The following is a 16,657-nucleotide window of genomic DNA, read 5'->3' as shown; positions in this document are numbered from 1 at the left end:
CATGAAACTTGGCAAGACCACTCCGATCCTGCGCGTTTTCGACGAGACCAAGACACGGGAGTTCTACGTCGACTTCCTCGGCTTCCGGGTCGACTGGGAGCACCGCTTCGCCCCCGACCTGCCGCTGTACCTGCAGGTCTCCCGCGACGGCTGCGTGCTGCACCTGTCCGAACACCACGGCGACGCCTGCCCGGGCGCCGCACTGCGCATCGAGACCGACGCGCTGGACGCCTTCCACCGGGAGCTGGAACAGAAGCACTACGGCTACGCGCGCCCCGGTATCGAGGCGATGCCCTGGGGCAGCCGCGACATGAACGTGCGCGACCCCTTCGGCAACCGCCTGACCTTCACCGACGCGGTGGGCTGAGAACCTGTTCACGATCTTCTGTATTAGAGCCAGATGGTGGCAAAAACGACCGAGGAAGCGGAGTTTACGAGTGGTAAATGAGCATTCCGAGGGCGTTTTTAACGCCGTATGGCCGCGAGCCAGGAGATCGTGAACAGGTTCTGAGGCTCAGCGGTGCAGCTGCGGCTCAGGCTGCCCCAGGCGGCGGGCCACGTAGAGGTCGATCAGGTAGCGGGCGATGGAGCGCGACATCGGCAGCGGCGGCAGCCGGTCGAGGGGGAACCAGGCGGCGTCCTCGATCTCGTCGGCCTGGGGCACGATCTCGCCGCCGGCGTATTCGGCATGGAAGCCGAGCATCAGCGAATGGGGGAACGGCCAGCTCTGGCTGCCCAGGTACTGCGGGTCGCGCACCTGGATGCCGACCTCTTCCAGCACCTCGCGGGCCACGCACTCCTCCGCCGACTCGCCGGGCTCGACGAAGCCGGCCAGGGTGCTGTACATGCCGGAGACGAAGCGCGGCGAGCGGGCCAGCAGGATCTCGTCGCCACGGGTGACCAGCACGATCATGCTCGGCGAGATGCGCGCGTAGCTGTCCAGGCCGCACTCGGGGCAGCGCATGCAGCGCTCGCCCGGCACCTGGCGGTTGCGGCTGCCGCAGCGGCCGCAGAAGCGGTGGTTGAGGTCCCAGTTGCCGACCTGCTCGGCGAACGAGAGCATGCGGAAGGTGGGATAGTCGGCCTGCAGCATGAACTGGCGCAGCCCCTGCCAGAAGCAGCCGGGCATCTCCGCCGGGCGATCCAGGGCCAGCAGCCAGACCGGCTCGCCGTCGAAGTGGCCGAGGCCGTGCTCGGCGATCAGCGGCAGGTCCTGGCGCTTGAGCCATTCGCGGGGGAACAGCACGCCGTTGGCGTCGGCGAGAAAGCCCTGCGAGCTGCGCACCAGCGCCCAGCCACCGGGCTGGCCGTTGTCCAGCGGCGGCTGGGTCTGCCAGCCGGCAGCCATCAGGCGGCTACCGGCATGCCAAGAGCCCGGACGCTCTCCTCGGCGAGGTCGAGCACGCTCGGCGTGGTCTCGGGGCGCAGCACGGCGCCACCTTCGAGGTAGTACTCCAGGCTGCTGAGGGCGTCGGCCAGGGTCTCCAGCATCTGCTCGGAAGGCATTTGCAGGGAATCGATCATTTGCGTCTGGATGTAGTCGGCGCACAGGCCGATCAGCCGTGCCGCGCGCTCCTGGTCGAGGAACCAGAGACCGCCACGCACCGCCTGCAGGCTGAAGGGCACGTTGGCCAGGTGCAGCTTGTCGCCGGCTGATTCCAGGTAGGAAGTGATCGCCCGCTTGGCCAGGGCCAGGCCGCCACGGGCCTCGTCGACCACCACGATGCGCGCCTCGGCCAGCTGGTGGGCGGCGAACGCCTCGCCCTCGTCGCCCGGCTGCGCCGCGCTGGGACGCTGGTTGCGCTGCTCGCCGCGCTCCAGGCTGGCGACCATGCTCTCCACGTACAGCACGGCCTCGGCCAGCTTGTGCAAGTCACCGCTCTCGGCCCGGTTGTCCTCGCCCCAGCCGGCCACCAGCGGCAGCTGGCCCTGCAGGGCGCTGGCGGCGGAACTCAGGCCGACCATGCCGAGGGTCTTGGCCAGCTTGCCGAGCAGCGCGTGCAGGTTGCCGTAGCTGTCCGGCTGGGCGGTGCCGCGCTCGATCAGGTCGAGCAGGTCCTTGACGCTGGCCAATTCCTCGCGGATGGCGGTGGACAGCGAGCGCAGCACGCCCTGGCCGGGGCCGGACAGGCGCTGGTATTCCTCGTCCAGCAGGTGGTCGGTGAACGGCAGCGGGGTCAGCCCGAACACCTCGCGCACCGCGCTGGCATGTGGCCCGCGGCTGTCCGCCAGGGCCACCAGGTAGAGCAGTTCCTTGAGCAGGCTGCGCGGCGCCTCGTAGCCGCCGTTGCCGCCCAGGGCCTGCCTGATCTCGCGATCGAGGCGGGAGAACAGCTGCTTGCGCGCCTTGCGCGGCAGCAGTTGGCCGTCCAGTTGCGACTCGACGGCCGCGGCGCCGATCCAGTACAGGCGACCGGCCGGCTTGTCGGCGAACAGGCTGTCCAGGCGTCCCAGGGCGCGCAGCATCAGCTTGAGGCCGGCCTGGGGGTTGTCCTCGCGGATGAAGCCGAGCAGGCCGACCTGGAACATGTGGCGCAGGCGCCGCGCGTCGGCGGCGCTGACCGCCCCGCCCGGCGTGCCGGCGGGACGCGGCTGGTCGAGACGCACGCTGAAGAAGAAGCTTTCCGGCAACGGCGGCTGGGCACCGGCCTGGCGCAGGTCGTTGATCGCCGGCAGCAGCAGCTCGGGCATTTCCTGGCGGTGGGCGTCGACGTTTTCCAGGTAGCGGCGCAGCACGTAGAGCGCGTTGCTCAGGGCGGACAGCTGGCCGTCGCGCTCCTCGCCCGCGCCGGTGGGGATGTCCGTCGCCTGCTGCAGCACTTCCTGGGCCAGCAGCTCGGCGCCGGCCAGTTCGATCAGGTTGAGGGTGCCGCGCACCTGTTGCAGGTTTTCCACGGCCTGCTGCAGCAGGCTGCCGTTGTTGCGTTCGGCGATGAACTGCTCGAGGCTCTGTTCGGTCTCTTCCATGGTGGTGAACAGTTCGTCACGCACCAGACTCAGGGATGTCGCTCCAGTGACCATGGGTCTGCTGAACCTCTTCTAGGCTAAGGTCAGTCCGCGAATTCCGGCTTCTGCTTGCTCATGTGCGCGGCCATGGCCACGCGCAGGTCTGCGGATTGCAGCATGGCGCCGTTCCAGTTGGCGACGTACTCCAGGCCGTCGTCGACCCGGTGATCACGCATGTAGCGAATCATGTGCTTGGTGCCGCGGATGGCGATCGGCGACTTGGCGGCGATCTCGCGGGCGATTTCGAACACGCCTTCCAGCAGTGCTTCCTGGCTGGCGTAGGTGCGGTTGACCAGGTTGATGCGCAGGGCCTCGGCGCCGTCGATGGTGCGGCCGGTGAAGGCCAGCTCGCGCATCATGCCGTCGCCGATGATGCGTGGCAGGCGCTGCAGGGTGCCGACGTCGGCGGCCATGCCCATGTCGATCTCCTTGATGGAGAACTGGGCGTCGGCGGTGGAGTAGCGCATGTCGCAGGCCGAGATCAGGTCGATGGCGCCGCCCAGACAGTAGCCCTGGATGGCCGCCAGCACCGGCTTGCGGCAGTTGTCGACGGCGTTGAACGAGCCCTGCAGCTGGAGGATCTTGCGGCGCAGGCCCTCGGCGTTGCGGCCCACGTCCTTGCCCAGCTGGCTGCCGGCCTGGGCCAGCAGCATCAGGTCGATGCCCGAGGAGAAGTGCTTGCCGGCGCCGGACAGCACCACGACGCGGACCTCGTCGGTGTCGTCGACCCAGCGGAAGATGTCGATGATCTCTTCCCAGAAGTCGGCGTTCATCGCGTTGACCTTCTCGGGGCGATTGATCTGCACATGGGCGATCTTGTCGACGAGTTCGACTCGGAAAGCTTTGTAATCAGGCACGCAGATCATCCTCGAGGGCAAGGCACGCAATGGCGCCATAGATATGTTGTTTTGGAATCAATCGCCCAACTATAACAAGCGTGCAATAAATGTCGATGCTGGCAACTGTGATGGAGAACACGCTAGCAGACCTCAGATGGTTTCTGCCTATGTTCGATAAATAGTTGATATTTTTGGAGCTTGCCACTTCCGACACTCGCTCCGATCGACGAAATTCCGGGCGATTTCAGAGCCGTTGGCCTTCCACCCGGTTGCGCCATTGGCGCCAGGTATAGAGGGGAATGCCGACCATCAATACCAGGAAACCCCAGAAGATCGCCTGCTCGCCGGTGCCGTAGAGCGCCCACATCGAGTAGATGAAGGTGCAGCAGCCGATCCACAGCAGCCGCCCGCGCTCGCGCTCGCCGAAGTCCCCCGGCTGCATCGCCAGCAGGTGCATCAGCGCCGCCGCACAGAACACGTAGGGCACCACGCCGGCCATGGTGCCGAGCAGGATGATCACGTTGAACACCTCGACCAGATCGCCCTGCCCGTCCACCAGTACCAGCAGGGTCACCAGCACCCCGGACACCAGCAGGCCGTTGGCCGGCACGCCATAGCGGTTGGTCCTGGCCAGCGCCTCGGGCAGTAGGCCGTCGCGGGCGGTGGCCATGGGAATCTGCCCCTGCAGCAGCACCCAGCCGTTGAGCGCGCCGAGGCAGGCGATCACCGCGCCGCCGGCGATGAAGTAGTAGCCCCAGTCGCCCAGCATCACCCGCGCCGCGTCGGCGAACGGCGCGGTGGAGCGGGCCAGCACCTCCGGCGGCAGCACGCCCTGCACCGCGGTGATCGAGAGGATGTACACGCCAGCGGCCACCAGAGTGCCGCACAGGGTAGCGCGCGGGATGGTGCGGCGCGGGTCGCGCACGTGCTCGGCCGGCACGGTGGCCGACTCCAGACCGATGAACGACCACAGGGTGAGCGCCGCCGTGGTGGCGATAGCCTGCACGTAGCCGCCGCCCGGCAGCGCCGCCGGCTCGGGGATGGCCAGATGCTCGGGATGGAAGTGGAACCAGCCGAGCACGCCGACCAGCACCAGCGGCACCAGCTTGAGCAGGGTCAGCACGTTCTGCACGTAGCCGAAGGCGGTGATGCCGCGCAGGTTGATCAGGGTGCACAACCAGATCGCGCCGATCGCCGTCGCCACCATCGGCAGCGGCGCGCGCAGCACCGGCAGGAACACCTGCAGGTAGCCGACCAGGGTCACGGCGATGGCCGCGTTGCCGATCCAGGCGGCCTTCCAGTAGGTCCAGGCGCACAGGTAGCCGGCGAAGCCGCCGAAGGCGTCGCGGGTGTAGGCATAGGGGCCGCCTGCCGCCGGGTTGAGCCGCGCCAGGCGGGAGAAGGTCAGGGCCAGCAGCACGGCGCCGGTGCTCGACACCAGCCAGCCGACCAGGCTCAGCCCGCCGTAGGGCGCCAGGGCCGACGGCAGGAGGAAGACGCCGGAACCGACCATGTTGCCGACCACCAGGGCGGTACAGGTCCAGAACCCCATTTCGCCCCGCCCGCCCTTCTGCTGCGCCATGCTCTCCCCCGGATCGAAGCCAGCCCGTGCCTGTATGGCGGCGCAGGGACTATTTGATGCAATCCACGGTATAGCACGCATCCTCGCGCTGCAGGCCGTGGACGTCGGCGTCGAAGCCGGGGAACTGGCTGTCGAAGGTGCGGGCGAACTGCAGGTAGTCGATGATCGAGCGGGTCTCGGCGGTGAAGCGCTCGCCCGGCATGATCAGCGGGATGCCCGGCGGGTACGGTACCAGCATCACCGCGGCGATACGCCCTTCGAGCTGCTCGATGGGCACCGCCTCGACCCCGCCGCGCACCAGCTGGTCGTAGGCGTCGGCCGGCTTGATCGCCACCTCCGGCAGCACGGTGTACATGCGCTTGAGCGCCTTGGCCGTGGCGTTCTCTCGGTAGCAGGCATGCAGCTCGTCGCACAGGTCGCGCAGGCCCATGCCGGCGTAGCGCGCGCCGCCCTCGCGGGCGATCGACGGCAGCGCGTCGGCCAGCGGCACATTGGCGTCGTACAGGCGCTTGAATTCCAGCAGTTCGGTGAGCAGGGTGCTCCACTTGCCCTTGGTGATGCCCATGGAGAACAGCACCAGGAAGGAATACAGGCCGGTCTTCTCCACCACCAGGCCGCGCTCCCAGAGGAACTTGCTGACCACCGCCGCGGGAATGCCGGCCTCGGCCAGCCTGCCGTCGGCGCTCAGGCCCGGCATCACCAGGGTCACCTTGATCGGGTCGAGCAGCACATAGTCCTCGGCCACGTCGCCGAAGCCGTGCCAGTCGGCCGCGGGCGCCAGCAGCCAGTCGCCGGTGGCGACAGCGTCGGCGCCATCGGCCTGCTCCGGCTGCCAGATGCTGAACCACCAGTCGTCCGCCGCCAGGTTCTGGCGCAGGTTGGCCAGGGCACGGCGGAAGCTCAGCGCCTCGTCGAAGGTCTCCTGGATCAGCGAACGCCCGGCCGGCCCTTCCATCATCGCCGAGGCCACGTCCAGCGAGGCGATGATGCCGTACTGCGGCGAGGTGGAGATGTGCATCATGAAGGCTTCGTTGAAGCGGTCACGGTCCAGCTGGCGCACGCCTCCGTCCTGCACGTGGATCATCGAGGCCTGGCTGAAGGCGGCCAGCAGCTTGTGGGTGGAATGGGTGGTGAACACCAGCGGCGAGTTCTCGTCGCTGTGGGTGCCCATGCCATAGCGCCCGGCGTAGAACTCGTGGAAGGCGGCGTAGGCGTACCAGGCCTCGTCGAAGTGCAGCACTTCCACCGAGTCGCCCAGGGCCTGCTTGACCATCTCGGCGTTGTAGCAGAGACCGTCGTAGGTGGAGTTGGTGACCACCGCCAGTTTGACCTTGGGTGCACGCCCCTTGGCCAGCGGACTGGCGTCGATCTTGGCCTGGATCGATTCGCGGCTGAACTCGGAGAGCGGAATCGGCCCGATGATGCCCAGCTCGTTGCGCTCGGGGCACAGGTACAACGGGATGGCGCCGGTCATGATGATCGAGTGGAGGATCGACTTGTGGCAGTTGCGGTCGACCAGTACCAGGTCGTCGCGGCCGACCATGGAGTGCCAGACGATCTTGTTCGCCGTCGAGGTGCCGTTGATCACGAAGAAGGTGTGGTCGGCGCCGAAGTTGCGCGCCGCGCGTGCCTCGGCCTCGGCCAAGGGGCCGGTGTGGTCGAGCAGCGAGCCCAGCTCGGGCACCGACACCGACAGGTCCGAGCGCAGGGTGTTCTCGCCGAAGAACTGGTGGAAGGCCTGCCCCACCGGGCTCTTGCGGTAGGCCACGCCGCCACCGTGGCCAGGCGTGTGCCAGGAATAGTTGGATTGCGCGGTGTGCTGTACCAGCGCCTTGAAGAACGGCGGCAGCAGGCCGTCCAGGTAGTTGTGTGCGGCGCGCGCCACCTGGCGGGCGAGGAACGACACGGTGTCCTCGTAGAGGTAGAGAATGCCGCGCAGGTGGTTGAGGTCGGCCATGGCGTCGGCCGGCGCGTTCTCGATGGTCACCTGCTCGCCGAGGGCGAAGATCGGCAGCTGCGGCGCGCGCACCCGGGCGATGCGGATCAGCTCAACCATGTCCTGCAGCAGGCGCTGGTTCTCCCCCGCCCCCTCGGCGGCCACCAGGATGCAGGCCAGGCCGTGGTGGGTCGAGGCGACGATGCGGCCCTCGGCGGAGCTGGCGGTGGAGAGGATGGTGAAGCCGTCCTTGCCCAGTTCTTCGGCAATGGCCCGGACACGCTCGCCGGCGACGGTGTCGGCCTTGATGTCGCGGTGGACGATGAGGATGGGGAAGTTCAGGTCTTTGTACATTGGAGGTTCCTGAGGGTAGGCGCTCTGCGGCGCCTGATCACCTCAGGGTAGAAGTTCGCCGTGGGCGGCGGAACCCCCTGTGCGGAAGGCTATAAGAAAAGGTCGCAATACGGCAGCTGCAAGCTGCAAGCTGCAAGCTGCAAGCTGATCAGTATGCGAGCCGAGGTGCGCCAGACTTTTCAGTGTTTTTGCTTGGCTATGTCTCTGTTGCGTGTTGCGGCTACAGCTGCTCTGCGGAAGCGGCCTGCCTGCAAACCTGTAGGTGGGTCAGGCCACAGACCATGGCTCGCACCGTGGCACCACTGGTGGGTTACGCCGGCCAGCGGCTAACCCACCCTACGCGCTACGTGGTCAAGCCCCTGACTGAACGCTGCAGCTGCCTGCCCTTGGATTCCCGCATGCGCGGGAATGACGAGGTAGGGGGGAGTTTTTCCGAAACCGTCATCCCCGCGCAGGCGGGGACCCAGAAGGGCTCGGGGCACCGCCACATCCAACGGGGACATAATCCAACGGGACTTAGCCGTTTGCTTGCGGCTTGCAGCTTGTCGCTTATGACTGCGCTTCTTCCATCTTGACCCACAGCGGCGGGCCGCCGGCGGCCTTCTCGATGATCGCCAGGCGCACCGCGTGGGCCGCCAGTTCTTCCTCGGTGGCGCGCAGCACGCGGATCGGCGCGCGGTTCGGGTCGAGCCGGCGGATCGGGCTGGGCAGTATGCGGCCGGAGCCGTCGCCGCCCTCGCCGGCCAGCGACAGGTGGGTCTGGCCACCGGTCATGGTCAGGTAGACGTCGGCCAGGATCTCGGCATCGAGCAGTGCGCCGTGCAGGTCGCGGCCGGAGTTGTCCACACCGTAGCGCTTGCACAGGGCGTCGAGGTTGTTGCGCTGACCCGGGTGGCGCTCGCGGGCCATCAGCAGGGTGTCGAGCACCGAGCAGTAGTCGTTGACCTCGCTGCGCTCGCTCTGGCCCAGCAGGGCGAATTCGTTGTTGATGAAGCCGATGTCGAACGCCGCGTTGTGGATGATCAGCTGGGCGCCGTTGATGAACTCGAAGAACTCGTCGGCCACGTCCTTGAAACGCGGCTTGTCGGCGACGAATTCGTTGGTGATGCCGTGGACCGCGATCGCGCCTTCGTCGATCTCCCGGTCCGGGTTGAGGTAGACGTGGAAGTGGCGGCCGGTCAGGCGGCGGCCATCCAGTTCGACGCAACCGATTTCGATGATGCGGTGACCGTCGGTCACCGGCATGCCGGTGGTTTCGGTATCCAGCACGACCAGACGAGTACCGGAGAATTGTCCACTCATAGAACCGCAGAACCCCATCAAGAAAAGTGCCTGTGAATGCCGGGCACAATTAGAACCTCGATGGACGCGGATGGCGAGTGGTTTTGCCGGTCGCTCGACGGAGAGTCTGCCGCAGAGGCACGAAGGCCCCCGCGGCACGGGATGGTCAGGCGACCGAGGCGGCGCTTTCCGCCGGCGCCTCGACCTTGGCCGGCTGCGCCGTCGCCAGCTTGCTCAGGCGGCGGCGCTCCTGCTCGGGCTTGTACAGGTGCTCGAAGCAGAAGTTGGTGGCCTCGACGTAGCCCTCGGCGGCGCCGCAGTCGAAGCGCTTGCCCTTGAACTTGTAGGCCAGCACGCAGCCCTGCCGGGCCTGCTTCATCAGCGCGTCGGTGATCTGGATCTCGCCGCCCTTGCCCGGCTCGGTCTGCTCGATGAGTTTGAAGATGTCCGGGGTGAGGATGTAGCGGCCAATGATCGCCAGGTTAGACGGCGCGTCCTCGGGCCTGGGTTTCTCCACCATGCGGTCGACCCGGAAGATGTCGTCGCGGATCGCCTCGCCGGCGATGATGCCGTACTTGTGGGTCTCCTCCGGCGGCACCTCCTGGATGGCGACGATGGAGCAGCGGAACTGGTTGTACAGCCTGGCCATCTGGGTCAGCACGCCGTCGCCGCCGGGGTTCAGGCACAGGTCGTCGGCCAGCACCACGGCGAAGGCCTCGTCGCCGATCAGCGGGCGGCCGGTGAGGATGGCGTGGCCGAGGCCCTTCATCTCGATCTGGCGGGTGTAGGAGAAGGTGCACTTGTCGATCAGCCGGCGGATGCCGCGCAGGGCGCTCTCCTTGTCGGTGTTGCTGATCTCGCGCTCCAGCTCGTAGCTGATGTCGAAGTGATCCTCCAGCGAACGCTTGCCGCGCCCGGTGACCATGGCGATCTGGTGGAGGCCGGCCTCGTACGCCTCCTCGACCGCGTACTGGATCAGCGGGGTGTCCACCACCGGCAGCATTTCCTTGGGCATCGACTTGGTGGCCGGGAGAAAACGGGTGCCGTAGCCCGCGGCGGGAAACAGACATTTCTTGATCATCTTGGTATCACCGATTGACGTGTCAGCATGAACAGCTGACTCGCCCCGCGGCGGCCCGGTTCAAGCTATTTCGCCGGCGGGCGGGTGACACTAAGGACCACCGCGGCGATGCGCTCGACCGCGTCGTAGCCGGGCTCCAGCAACTGCTCGCCGAACACGTCCGGGTCCATCTCGCGGTAGCTCCAGACGAAGTCCTGGCCGGCCAGGCAGGCCTTGCAGTACTCCAGCAGCGGGTCGCGGCCGCCGACCATGGCGACCCCGGTGTACAGCAGCAGGCTGCCGCCGGGAGCCAGGCGCGGCAGCGCGGCCTCGATGATGCGCAGCGCCAACTCCGCGCCCAGCTCGCCGCCGCCGTGGCGGTAGGCGCGCTCCTGGGGGTCGAGCATGTACGGCGGGTTGCTGACGATCAGGTCGAACTGGCCGGAGACGCCATCCAGCAGGTCGCTGCGCAGCGCGCGCAGGTTGCCGACGCCGGCCAGCCGGGCGTTGACCTCGGTGTACTCCAGCGCCAGCGGGTTGATGTCCAGGCCGAACACCTCCGCGGCCGGGTTGGCGTGGGCCATCAGCAGCGCGCCCGGGCCGGCGCCGCAACCGATGTCGGCGGCGCGGCGCAGGCTGCCCGCCGGCTGGCGGCGCAGTTGCTGGTCGATGGCCTGGGCGAAGCGGTAGGTGTCCGGGCCGAAGAACACCGCGTCCTGCGCCAGGGTCGGGTAGCGCGTGTGCACGTAGAGTTCGTCGCCAAGGCTGGACCAGCGCACCGCGCTGGCCCAGCCGCCGGGCACTTCGAGCAGCACGTTGGCGCTGTCCATCAGGGCGAACAGCTCCTCGCCGACCGTTTCCCGGCAAAACGGCTGGCTCCAGCCGAACACGCCGGCCAGGTCGGTGGCCCAGGCGTTCTCCGGGCGGGCGTTGACCCGCTGGTGGGTCAGCGGGGTGACCGTGGTGAAGCGGTAGGCGCGGGCGTGCAGCGCCTGGCCGAGGCGCAGCAGGTGGCGGTTGAGCCGGCCCATCAGCGATGGCTCGCGGCGAACAGGCGGGTGGCCAGCAGCCCCGCCGGGGTATGGTGCAGCGCCGGCGCCATCAGCGCGATCAGGCGGTGCGTGCGCTGCCCGGCGGACAGGCCCTCCAGCTCGGCCAGCAACGCCCGCGCCTCGCTGGCGAAGTCACCTTGCGCCGACGCCGCCTCGGCGGGCTGGCGCCGGGGCACGGCGGCGCCCTGCTCCGCCAGCCAGTCGCCGGCGATCCAATCGTGCAGCAGCGCCCGCTCGTAGGGGCTGAACACGCCGAACATGGCCGCCTTCTCGCCGTCGATCAGCTGCCAGAAGTGGCTGTCGCGCGGGTCCTGGTGGCGACGAATCCAGCCGCGCGCCTGCAGGGCGGCGAGGAAGTCGCCCATGCGCCCCGGCGCGCCGAGCCACTGGTTGACCGTGCGCCCGTCGATGCGGCAATGGTCCGAGTGCACCCGCCCGGCGACCTGGCGCTTGCGTTCGAGCATCGCCAGCAGCTCGCGCTGCAGGTCGAATTCGGCGATGGCCGCCGTGCTGCCCAGGCCGAGGTCGTTGAGGCGGTAGCCGAGGCCGACCCGACGCAGGAAGCGGGCGCGGTCGCCGACCACCGGCAGGTTGTCCCACAGCGCCTGCACCGCGCGTTGGGCATGGCCGCTGCCGGCGTTGTCGATGGTCACGTGGAGCTGGAAGTAATAGGGGTCGATGCCCAGCTCGCCGAGTTCGTAGGTAGTGATCAGCAGGTGCAGCGGCAACTGCTCGTAGCCCAGGTTGTAGCCGATCAGCTCGGGCAGGTAGCGCTCCGCCAGGTGGCCCAGGGCGAGCTGCTGGGCGCCCTGCACATAATGCGCGTCGCCCAGGCCGGCGAGGTCGTCGCAGCCGTGCTCGGCCAGCAGCCGGCGGTAGAGCAGCACATGGTTCTGCGCCGCCTGGCCGCCGCCGAGTTCTTCCACGTAGGTCTGCACCAGCGGCTGCAGGCGCAGCTCGTGCCAGTGGGGTAGCACGCCGTAGAGCCAGGCGCCGTCGACCAGCTTGGTCGGCGCCACGGCGCGGAGGAAGTACAGGGCGTGAGCGCGGCCGCCGAAGTAGCGCCGCGGCGCGCCGTCGCGGCGGTCGCGCAGGTACTCGGCGTAGGCCTCGGTGGTGCGCTTGGCGCCGGTCCGCACCCAGTCGAGCAGGCGCTGCGGGTCGTCCGGCAGGTCGCAGGGCAGTTGCTCCGCGTGAGCCAGCTGGGTGTCCAGGAAGTCCGCCGCGCGGGCCAGAGTGGCGGGCTCGGCGGGCGTGTGCAGCAGCGCCTGGTAGAGATCGCGCAGCGGATGGCAATCCACCGCGCTCAGCTGACTGCAAGGCGTTGACGCTGTGCTCATGGCCTGTTCCCGGATCGTGGTCTGGTTAAGCTCTCGGATTTCGCGGCGCGGCAAAGATTCAGGCGGATTGAACTTGCCCTCGCGGCCGCCCGTCCCTTGGGAATGCGAGCCACCCTGCCCCCTTGCGCCCCCGGCTTCGGCATCGAGGAAGAATTCCTCCTCGTCGACCGGACCAGCCGCGACGTCTGCGCCGAGCCCCCGCGCGAGCTGATCGAGGCCCTGCGCCAGGCGTTCGGCCCATGCCTGGCCGAGGAGATGTTCCGCAGCCAGATCGAACTGGTGACACCGGTGCTGCACGACGCTGACGCGGCGCGCGACTGCCTGCTGCTGGGCCGCCGGCGCCTGGCCGAGCTGGCCGCGGGCTTCGGCCTGGCGCCCTATGGCGCGGCCTCCCACCCCTTCGCCGACTGGCGCCGGCAGTTGGCCACCGACTCGCCGCACTATCGCCGGCTGTTCGACGACTACCGCGACGTGGCCCGGCGCAGCCTGGTGTCGGGGCTGCACGTGCACGTCGGCGTGGCGCCAGAAATCGACCGGGTGCAGGTGATGAACCGGGTGCTGCCGTGGCTGCCGCTGCTGCTGGCCCTGAGCGCCTCGTCGCCGTTCTGGGAGGGCCGGCGAACCGGCCTGCTCAGCTACCGCCGCACCCTGTGCGGGGAATGGCCGCGCATGTGCATCCCCGAGCCGCTGGCCGACGCTGCCGCGCTGGTCGGCTATGTCGAGCGGCTGACGGCTTGCGGCGCGATCCGCAAAGCCGGCGACCTGTGGTGGTTCATCCGCCCCTCGGCGCGCTTCCCCACCCTCGAACTGCGCATCGCTGACGCCTGCCCCCGGGTGGACGACGTGCTATGCATCGCCGGGCTGTTCCGCGGCCTGGTGGCCTGGGCCAGCGAGACGGACGACACGCCGGCCGATGGCGCTGGGCGAATATGGCTGGAAGAGAACTACTGGCGCGCCCGGCGCCTGGGCTGTGCGGCACGCTTCCTCGACACGGACGGCGAGGAATGGGCGGCGGGCGACTGGCTGGAACGGCTGGGCGAGCGGATCGGCCCGTGGCGGGACGAAGCGGCATTCGAGCAGGCCCGGCGCATCCTGCGCGACGGCAGCAGCGGCGAGCGCCAGCTGGCGCACTACGAACAGGCCATCGGCGCCGGCCTCGACCCGCGGCAGGCGCTGGCCGGCGTGGTCGACCAGGTGTTGAAGGAAACTTCTGCAGCCTGTGACACGCCGTAGGGTGCGCCGCGCGCACCGTGGGGAACGTTGCGGTGCGCACGGCGCACCCTACGCGCGTCGAGATCAGGCCGCCTCGCGGCCCAGGGATTGCTTGAGGCTGCGCTTGCGCGCCTCCATCTGCTCGCCCAGCTCCTCCAGCTTCTTCGCCCCGAGCAGCTTCCTGGCCTTGGGGAACATGTCCTTTTCCTCTTCCTCGATGTGGTGCTCCAGCAGCTCCTTGAGCACCTTGGCGCGGCCGGCGAAGGTGGTGGTGGACGGATCGGTCTTCATCAGCTCGGGCAGCACGCGGGCATCCACGGCGCGGTGCTCCTCGGTCGCCTCGGCGGTCATCACCGCCTCGTCCCGGGCGCCGGCCGCCTGATAGGCCGGGTAGAAGATCTGTTCTTCGAGGTCGGTGTGCACCGCCAGCTCCATGTGCAGCCTGTGCACCAGGTCCTGGCGGGTCTTCACCGCGCGTTCGGTGGTGGCGACCAGTTTCTCCAGCAGTTGCTTGACCACCTGGTGGTCCTGTTTGAGCAGCTCTACGGCGTTCATCGTTTTCTCCAGGCTAGGGGGACTGCGTCCGCGTCACGGTGTGCGGACATAAAGGTCGACTCCCCGCTGCGCCTCGAAGTTCGAGCGATCGGTGCCCGGGCGATTTAGCTGAACTTCACCGCCGCGCGGGGCTTCTACAACCTCGTAACCTGACTGGAGGACCCGCCATGCACAGTCTGAAACGCCTCTCCCTGGGGCTGCTCGCCGCCACCGTGCTGGTCAGCGCCAACCTGCACGCCGAGGGCAGCGCCGAACAGGGCCAGGTCAGCCCGCGCAACTTCGTCGAGGAAGCCTCGGCCAAGGGCATCGCCGAGATCGAGACCGGCCGGCTCGCCCTGGAAAAGGGCACCACCGACGATGTCCGCGAATTCGCCCAGACCATGGTCGAGGACCACACCGCCGCCAACGACAAGCTGCGCGCCCTGGCCCAGCAGAAGGACCTCGAGGTGGCCAGCGACGCCGAGCTGATCGCCCAGGCCAAGGCGCTGATCCTCCAGCTGCGCGGCGAAGGCTCGTTCGACAAGGCCTACATGAACAACCAGGTGGCGGCCCACCAGCAGACCATCGAGCTGTTCGAGAAGGCCAGCAACGCCGAGGACGCCGAAGTGGCGGCCTTCGCCAAAGAGATGCTGCCCAGGCTCGAATCGCACCTGAAGATGGCCGAGCAGATCAACGCACAGCTGCCTGACAAATGATGATCCTGCTGCTGCGCCTGCTCGGCGCCGGCCTGCTGCTCGGCGGCCTGGTGCTGGCCGCCGGCGACATCCGCCTCGGCGCGCCGCTGAGCGAGTTCTTCGGCCACCTGCTCCTGCTGCCGGTCGGCGCGTTGCTGCTGTTGCGGCGCGTCGAGGCGCTGGCGCTGTACGCGCTGATCTCGCTGATCGCCGGGCTGTGGGTGCTACTGGAGGTGGAGCTGGACGTCTGGCAGCTGCTGCCGCACCTGACCCTGTGGCTGACCGTCGGCGCCCTGTTCCTGCCGGCCCATCGCGCCTTCGCCCGCCTTATGGACCGCCAGCGCGCGCCGACCCTGCATGGCTGACGACTGGCTCGCCCTGCTGCCCTGGCCGGAACTGCGCACCCTCGCCGTCGCGCTGCTGGTCGCCCTGGTGCTGATGCTGGCCTGCGGCTGGCTGCTCGGCCTGCTGGAACGCCTGGCCCGCCCGCTGCCGGTCGCCCGCGTGCTGCTGCAGCGCGCCCGCGCCCCAGCGCGCCTGCTGCTGCCGCTATCCGGCGTGCAGGTGGTGCTCGGCTCGGCGCCGGACGACCTGCTGATGATCGAGGGCACGCGGCGACTGGTGCTGCTGGCGATGATCGCCGCCTTCACCTGGCTCGGCCTGCGGGCGACCGACGCGATCCAGCGGATCATCGTCGCCCGCCACCCGGTGGACATCGCCGACAACCTGCACGCCCGGCGCATCCAGACCCAGACCCGGGTGCTGGTGCGCACGCTCGGCGTGTTCGTGGTGATCTTCGGCGTTTCCACCATGCTCATGACCTTCCCCGCCGCGCGCCAGTTCGGCACCAGCCTGCTGGCTTCCGCCGGGCTGGCCGGCCTGGCCGTGGGCTTCGCCGCCAAGCCGGTGCTGGGCAACCTGATCGCGGGCCTGCAGATCGCCCTCACCCAGCCGATCCGCCTGGACGACGTGGTGATCGTCGAGAACGAGTGGGGGCGCATCGAGGAGATCACCGGCAGCTACGTGGTGGTGCGGGTGTGGGACGACCGCCGGCTGGTGGTGCCGCTGCAGTGGTTCATCGAGAACCCGTTCCAGAACTGGACCCGCAGCACCTCGTCGCTGACCGGCGCGGTGATCCTCTGGGTCGACTATTCCACTCCGCTGGAACCGCTGCGCCAGGAGCTGACGCGCCTGTGCGAGGAGGCGCGGCACCTATGGGACGGCCGGGTCAGCGTGCTGCAGCTGGTGGACGCCACCGACAAGGCGGTGCAGCTAAGGGTGCTGGTGAGCTCGGCGGACTCGTCGCGCAACTGGGACCTGCGCTGCTATGTGCGGGAGAACCTGGTGAATTTCCTCTGCGCCCACTATCCGGGGTGCCTGCCGCAGGTCAGGGCTTCGGTGGGGAGTGGGTCGGGGGAGGATCGGATGGAGAACCCTGCACCGGGGCAGGTGGTGGAGGCGGAGCGGCAACCGCCGGTTTAGAAGCTTATGAAAGTCTTGGTTTCATTGGCCGATTGATCGTAGTTAAAGCTGAAGCCTCGGGTTTCGCCCTCCCGGGCGAGTCACTTGACTCGCTACGCTCGCCCTTCGGGCCAGCCTGCGGCTGTTACTCCGCTTCGCTTCGTTGCTCTTGTTTGCGGATCGCCGCCCGGGCTAAGAGAAAGTAACCAAAGAGAAGGCCACCCCGGCTCCGAGTTGTCTGTTGGGTTCTTTCAGGCGCTTCCGCGCATTTCGGTAGCCCGGATGCAATCCGGGATGGGAGCCAT

At 68.3% G+C, this 16,657-nt stretch carries 15 protein-coding genes; 5 read left to right on the top strand and 10 right to left on the bottom strand.

Annotation, left to right across the window (positions count from 1 at the left end; translation table 11 throughout):
* The first annotated feature begins 1 nt into the window (after position 1).
* Positions 2–367 (top strand): glyoxalase superfamily protein, encoded by a 366-nt coding sequence (locus N5D30_RS11005; protein WP_220814236.1) that lies wholly within the window; start codon positions 2–4, stop codon positions 365–367.
* A gap of 147 nt (positions 368–514) precedes the next feature.
* On the opposite strand, the gene nudC is transcribed toward N5D30_RS11005, so the two are convergent.
* The 9 genes from nudC to N5D30_RS10960 form a co-directional block, all read right to left on the bottom strand.
* On the bottom strand, positions 515–1,348 hold the full coding sequence (gene nudC / locus N5D30_RS11000; protein ID WP_279909039.1) for an NAD(+) diphosphatase: 834 nt from the start codon (positions 1,346–1,348) through the stop codon (positions 515–517).
* Positions 1,348–3,021: a ferrous iron transporter B gene (locus N5D30_RS10995; protein WP_279909037.1), complete on the bottom strand. Its 1,674-nt coding sequence runs from the start codon at positions 3,019–3,021 to the stop codon at positions 1,348–1,350. Before N5D30_RS10995 ends, nudC begins: the two co-directional genes overlap by 1 nt.
* A gap of 29 nt (positions 3,022–3,050) precedes the next feature.
* On the bottom strand, positions 3,051–3,863 hold the full coding sequence (locus N5D30_RS10990; RefSeq protein ID WP_279909036.1) for a crotonase/enoyl-CoA hydratase family protein: 813 nt from the start codon (positions 3,861–3,863) through the stop codon (positions 3,051–3,053).
* Between the two features lie 226 nt (positions 3,864–4,089).
* Entirely contained in the window at positions 4,090–5,427 is a 1,338-nt protein-coding gene (locus tag N5D30_RS10985; RefSeq protein ID WP_279909035.1) for an amino acid permease, read from the bottom strand.
* Between the two features lie 49 nt (positions 5,428–5,476).
* Positions 5,477–7,717, bottom strand: a complete 2,241-nt coding sequence (locus N5D30_RS10980; RefSeq protein WP_279909034.1) for an Orn/Lys/Arg decarboxylase N-terminal domain-containing protein — start codon at positions 7,715–7,717, stop codon at positions 5,477–5,479.
* Between the two features lie 549 nt (positions 7,718–8,266).
* Positions 8,267–9,019 carry a DNA polymerase III subunit epsilon gene (gene dnaQ / locus N5D30_RS10975; protein ID WP_279909033.1) on the bottom strand — a complete coding sequence of 251 codons (753 nt, stop codon included), beginning with the start codon at positions 9,017–9,019 and terminating at the stop codon, positions 8,267–8,269.
* A gap of 145 nt (positions 9,020–9,164) precedes the next feature.
* Positions 9,165–10,079: a UTP--glucose-1-phosphate uridylyltransferase GalU gene (galU, locus tag N5D30_RS10970; protein WP_220814243.1), complete on the bottom strand. Its 915-nt coding sequence runs from the start codon at positions 10,077–10,079 to the stop codon at positions 9,165–9,167.
* 65 nt (positions 10,080–10,144) lie between these two features.
* Positions 10,145–11,089: a class I SAM-dependent methyltransferase gene (locus tag N5D30_RS10965; RefSeq protein WP_279909032.1), complete on the bottom strand. Its 945-nt coding sequence runs from the start codon at positions 11,087–11,089 to the stop codon at positions 10,145–10,147.
* Positions 11,089–12,450 carry an iron-containing redox enzyme family protein gene (locus N5D30_RS10960; protein ID WP_279909031.1) on the bottom strand — a complete coding sequence of 454 codons (1,362 nt, stop codon included), beginning with the start codon at positions 12,448–12,450 and terminating at the stop codon, positions 11,089–11,091. The genes N5D30_RS10965 and N5D30_RS10960 overlap by 1 nt, the downstream gene beginning before the upstream one ends.
* A 102-nt stretch (positions 12,451–12,552) precedes the next feature.
* On the opposite strand from N5D30_RS10960, the gene N5D30_RS10955 reads away from it, so the two are divergent.
* The gene (locus N5D30_RS10955) at positions 12,553–13,683 is read left to right on the top strand and encodes a carboxylate-amine ligase (protein ID WP_279909030.1); all 1,131 of its coding nucleotides are present in this window, start codon (positions 12,553–12,555) and stop codon (positions 13,681–13,683) included.
* Between the two features lie 63 nt (positions 13,684–13,746).
* On the opposite strand, the gene N5D30_RS10950 is transcribed toward N5D30_RS10955, so the two are convergent.
* On the bottom strand, positions 13,747–14,217 hold the full coding sequence (locus N5D30_RS10950; protein ID WP_220814247.1) for a hemerythrin domain-containing protein: 471 nt from the start codon (positions 14,215–14,217) through the stop codon (positions 13,747–13,749).
* A 167-nt stretch (positions 14,218–14,384) separates the two neighbouring features.
* Here N5D30_RS10950 and N5D30_RS10945 point away from each other — a divergent pair, with 167 nt between their 5' ends.
* Genes N5D30_RS10945 through N5D30_RS10935 form a run of 3 tightly spaced genes read left to right on the top strand, consistent with a single transcriptional unit; the run spans position 14,385 to position 16,373 of the window.
* Positions 14,385–14,912 carry a DUF4142 domain-containing protein gene (locus N5D30_RS10945; protein ID WP_279909029.1) on the top strand — a complete coding sequence of 176 codons (528 nt, stop codon included), beginning with the start codon at positions 14,385–14,387 and terminating at the stop codon, positions 14,910–14,912.
* A complete protein-coding gene (locus N5D30_RS10940) occupies positions 14,909–15,256 on the top strand; it encodes a hypothetical protein (RefSeq protein ID WP_279902553.1) in 348 nt (115 codons plus the stop codon). The genes N5D30_RS10945 and N5D30_RS10940 overlap by 4 nt, the downstream gene beginning before the upstream one ends.
* Positions 15,249–16,373 carry a mechanosensitive ion channel domain-containing protein gene (locus tag N5D30_RS10935; RefSeq protein ID WP_279909028.1) on the top strand — a complete coding sequence of 375 codons (1,125 nt, stop codon included), beginning with the start codon at positions 15,249–15,251 and terminating at the stop codon, positions 16,371–16,373. The genes N5D30_RS10940 and N5D30_RS10935 overlap by 8 nt, the downstream gene beginning before the upstream one ends.
* The last annotated feature ends 284 nt before the right edge of the window (positions 16,374–16,657 follow it).

This window comes from Pseudomonas sp. GD03875 (assembly GCF_029840585.1).
GTDB lineage: Bacteria > Pseudomonadota > Gammaproteobacteria > Pseudomonadales > Pseudomonadaceae > Aquipseudomonas > Aquipseudomonas paralcaligenes.
Note: the sequence above shows the minus strand (reverse complement) of the source record. Positions and strands in the feature narration are given on the sequence as shown.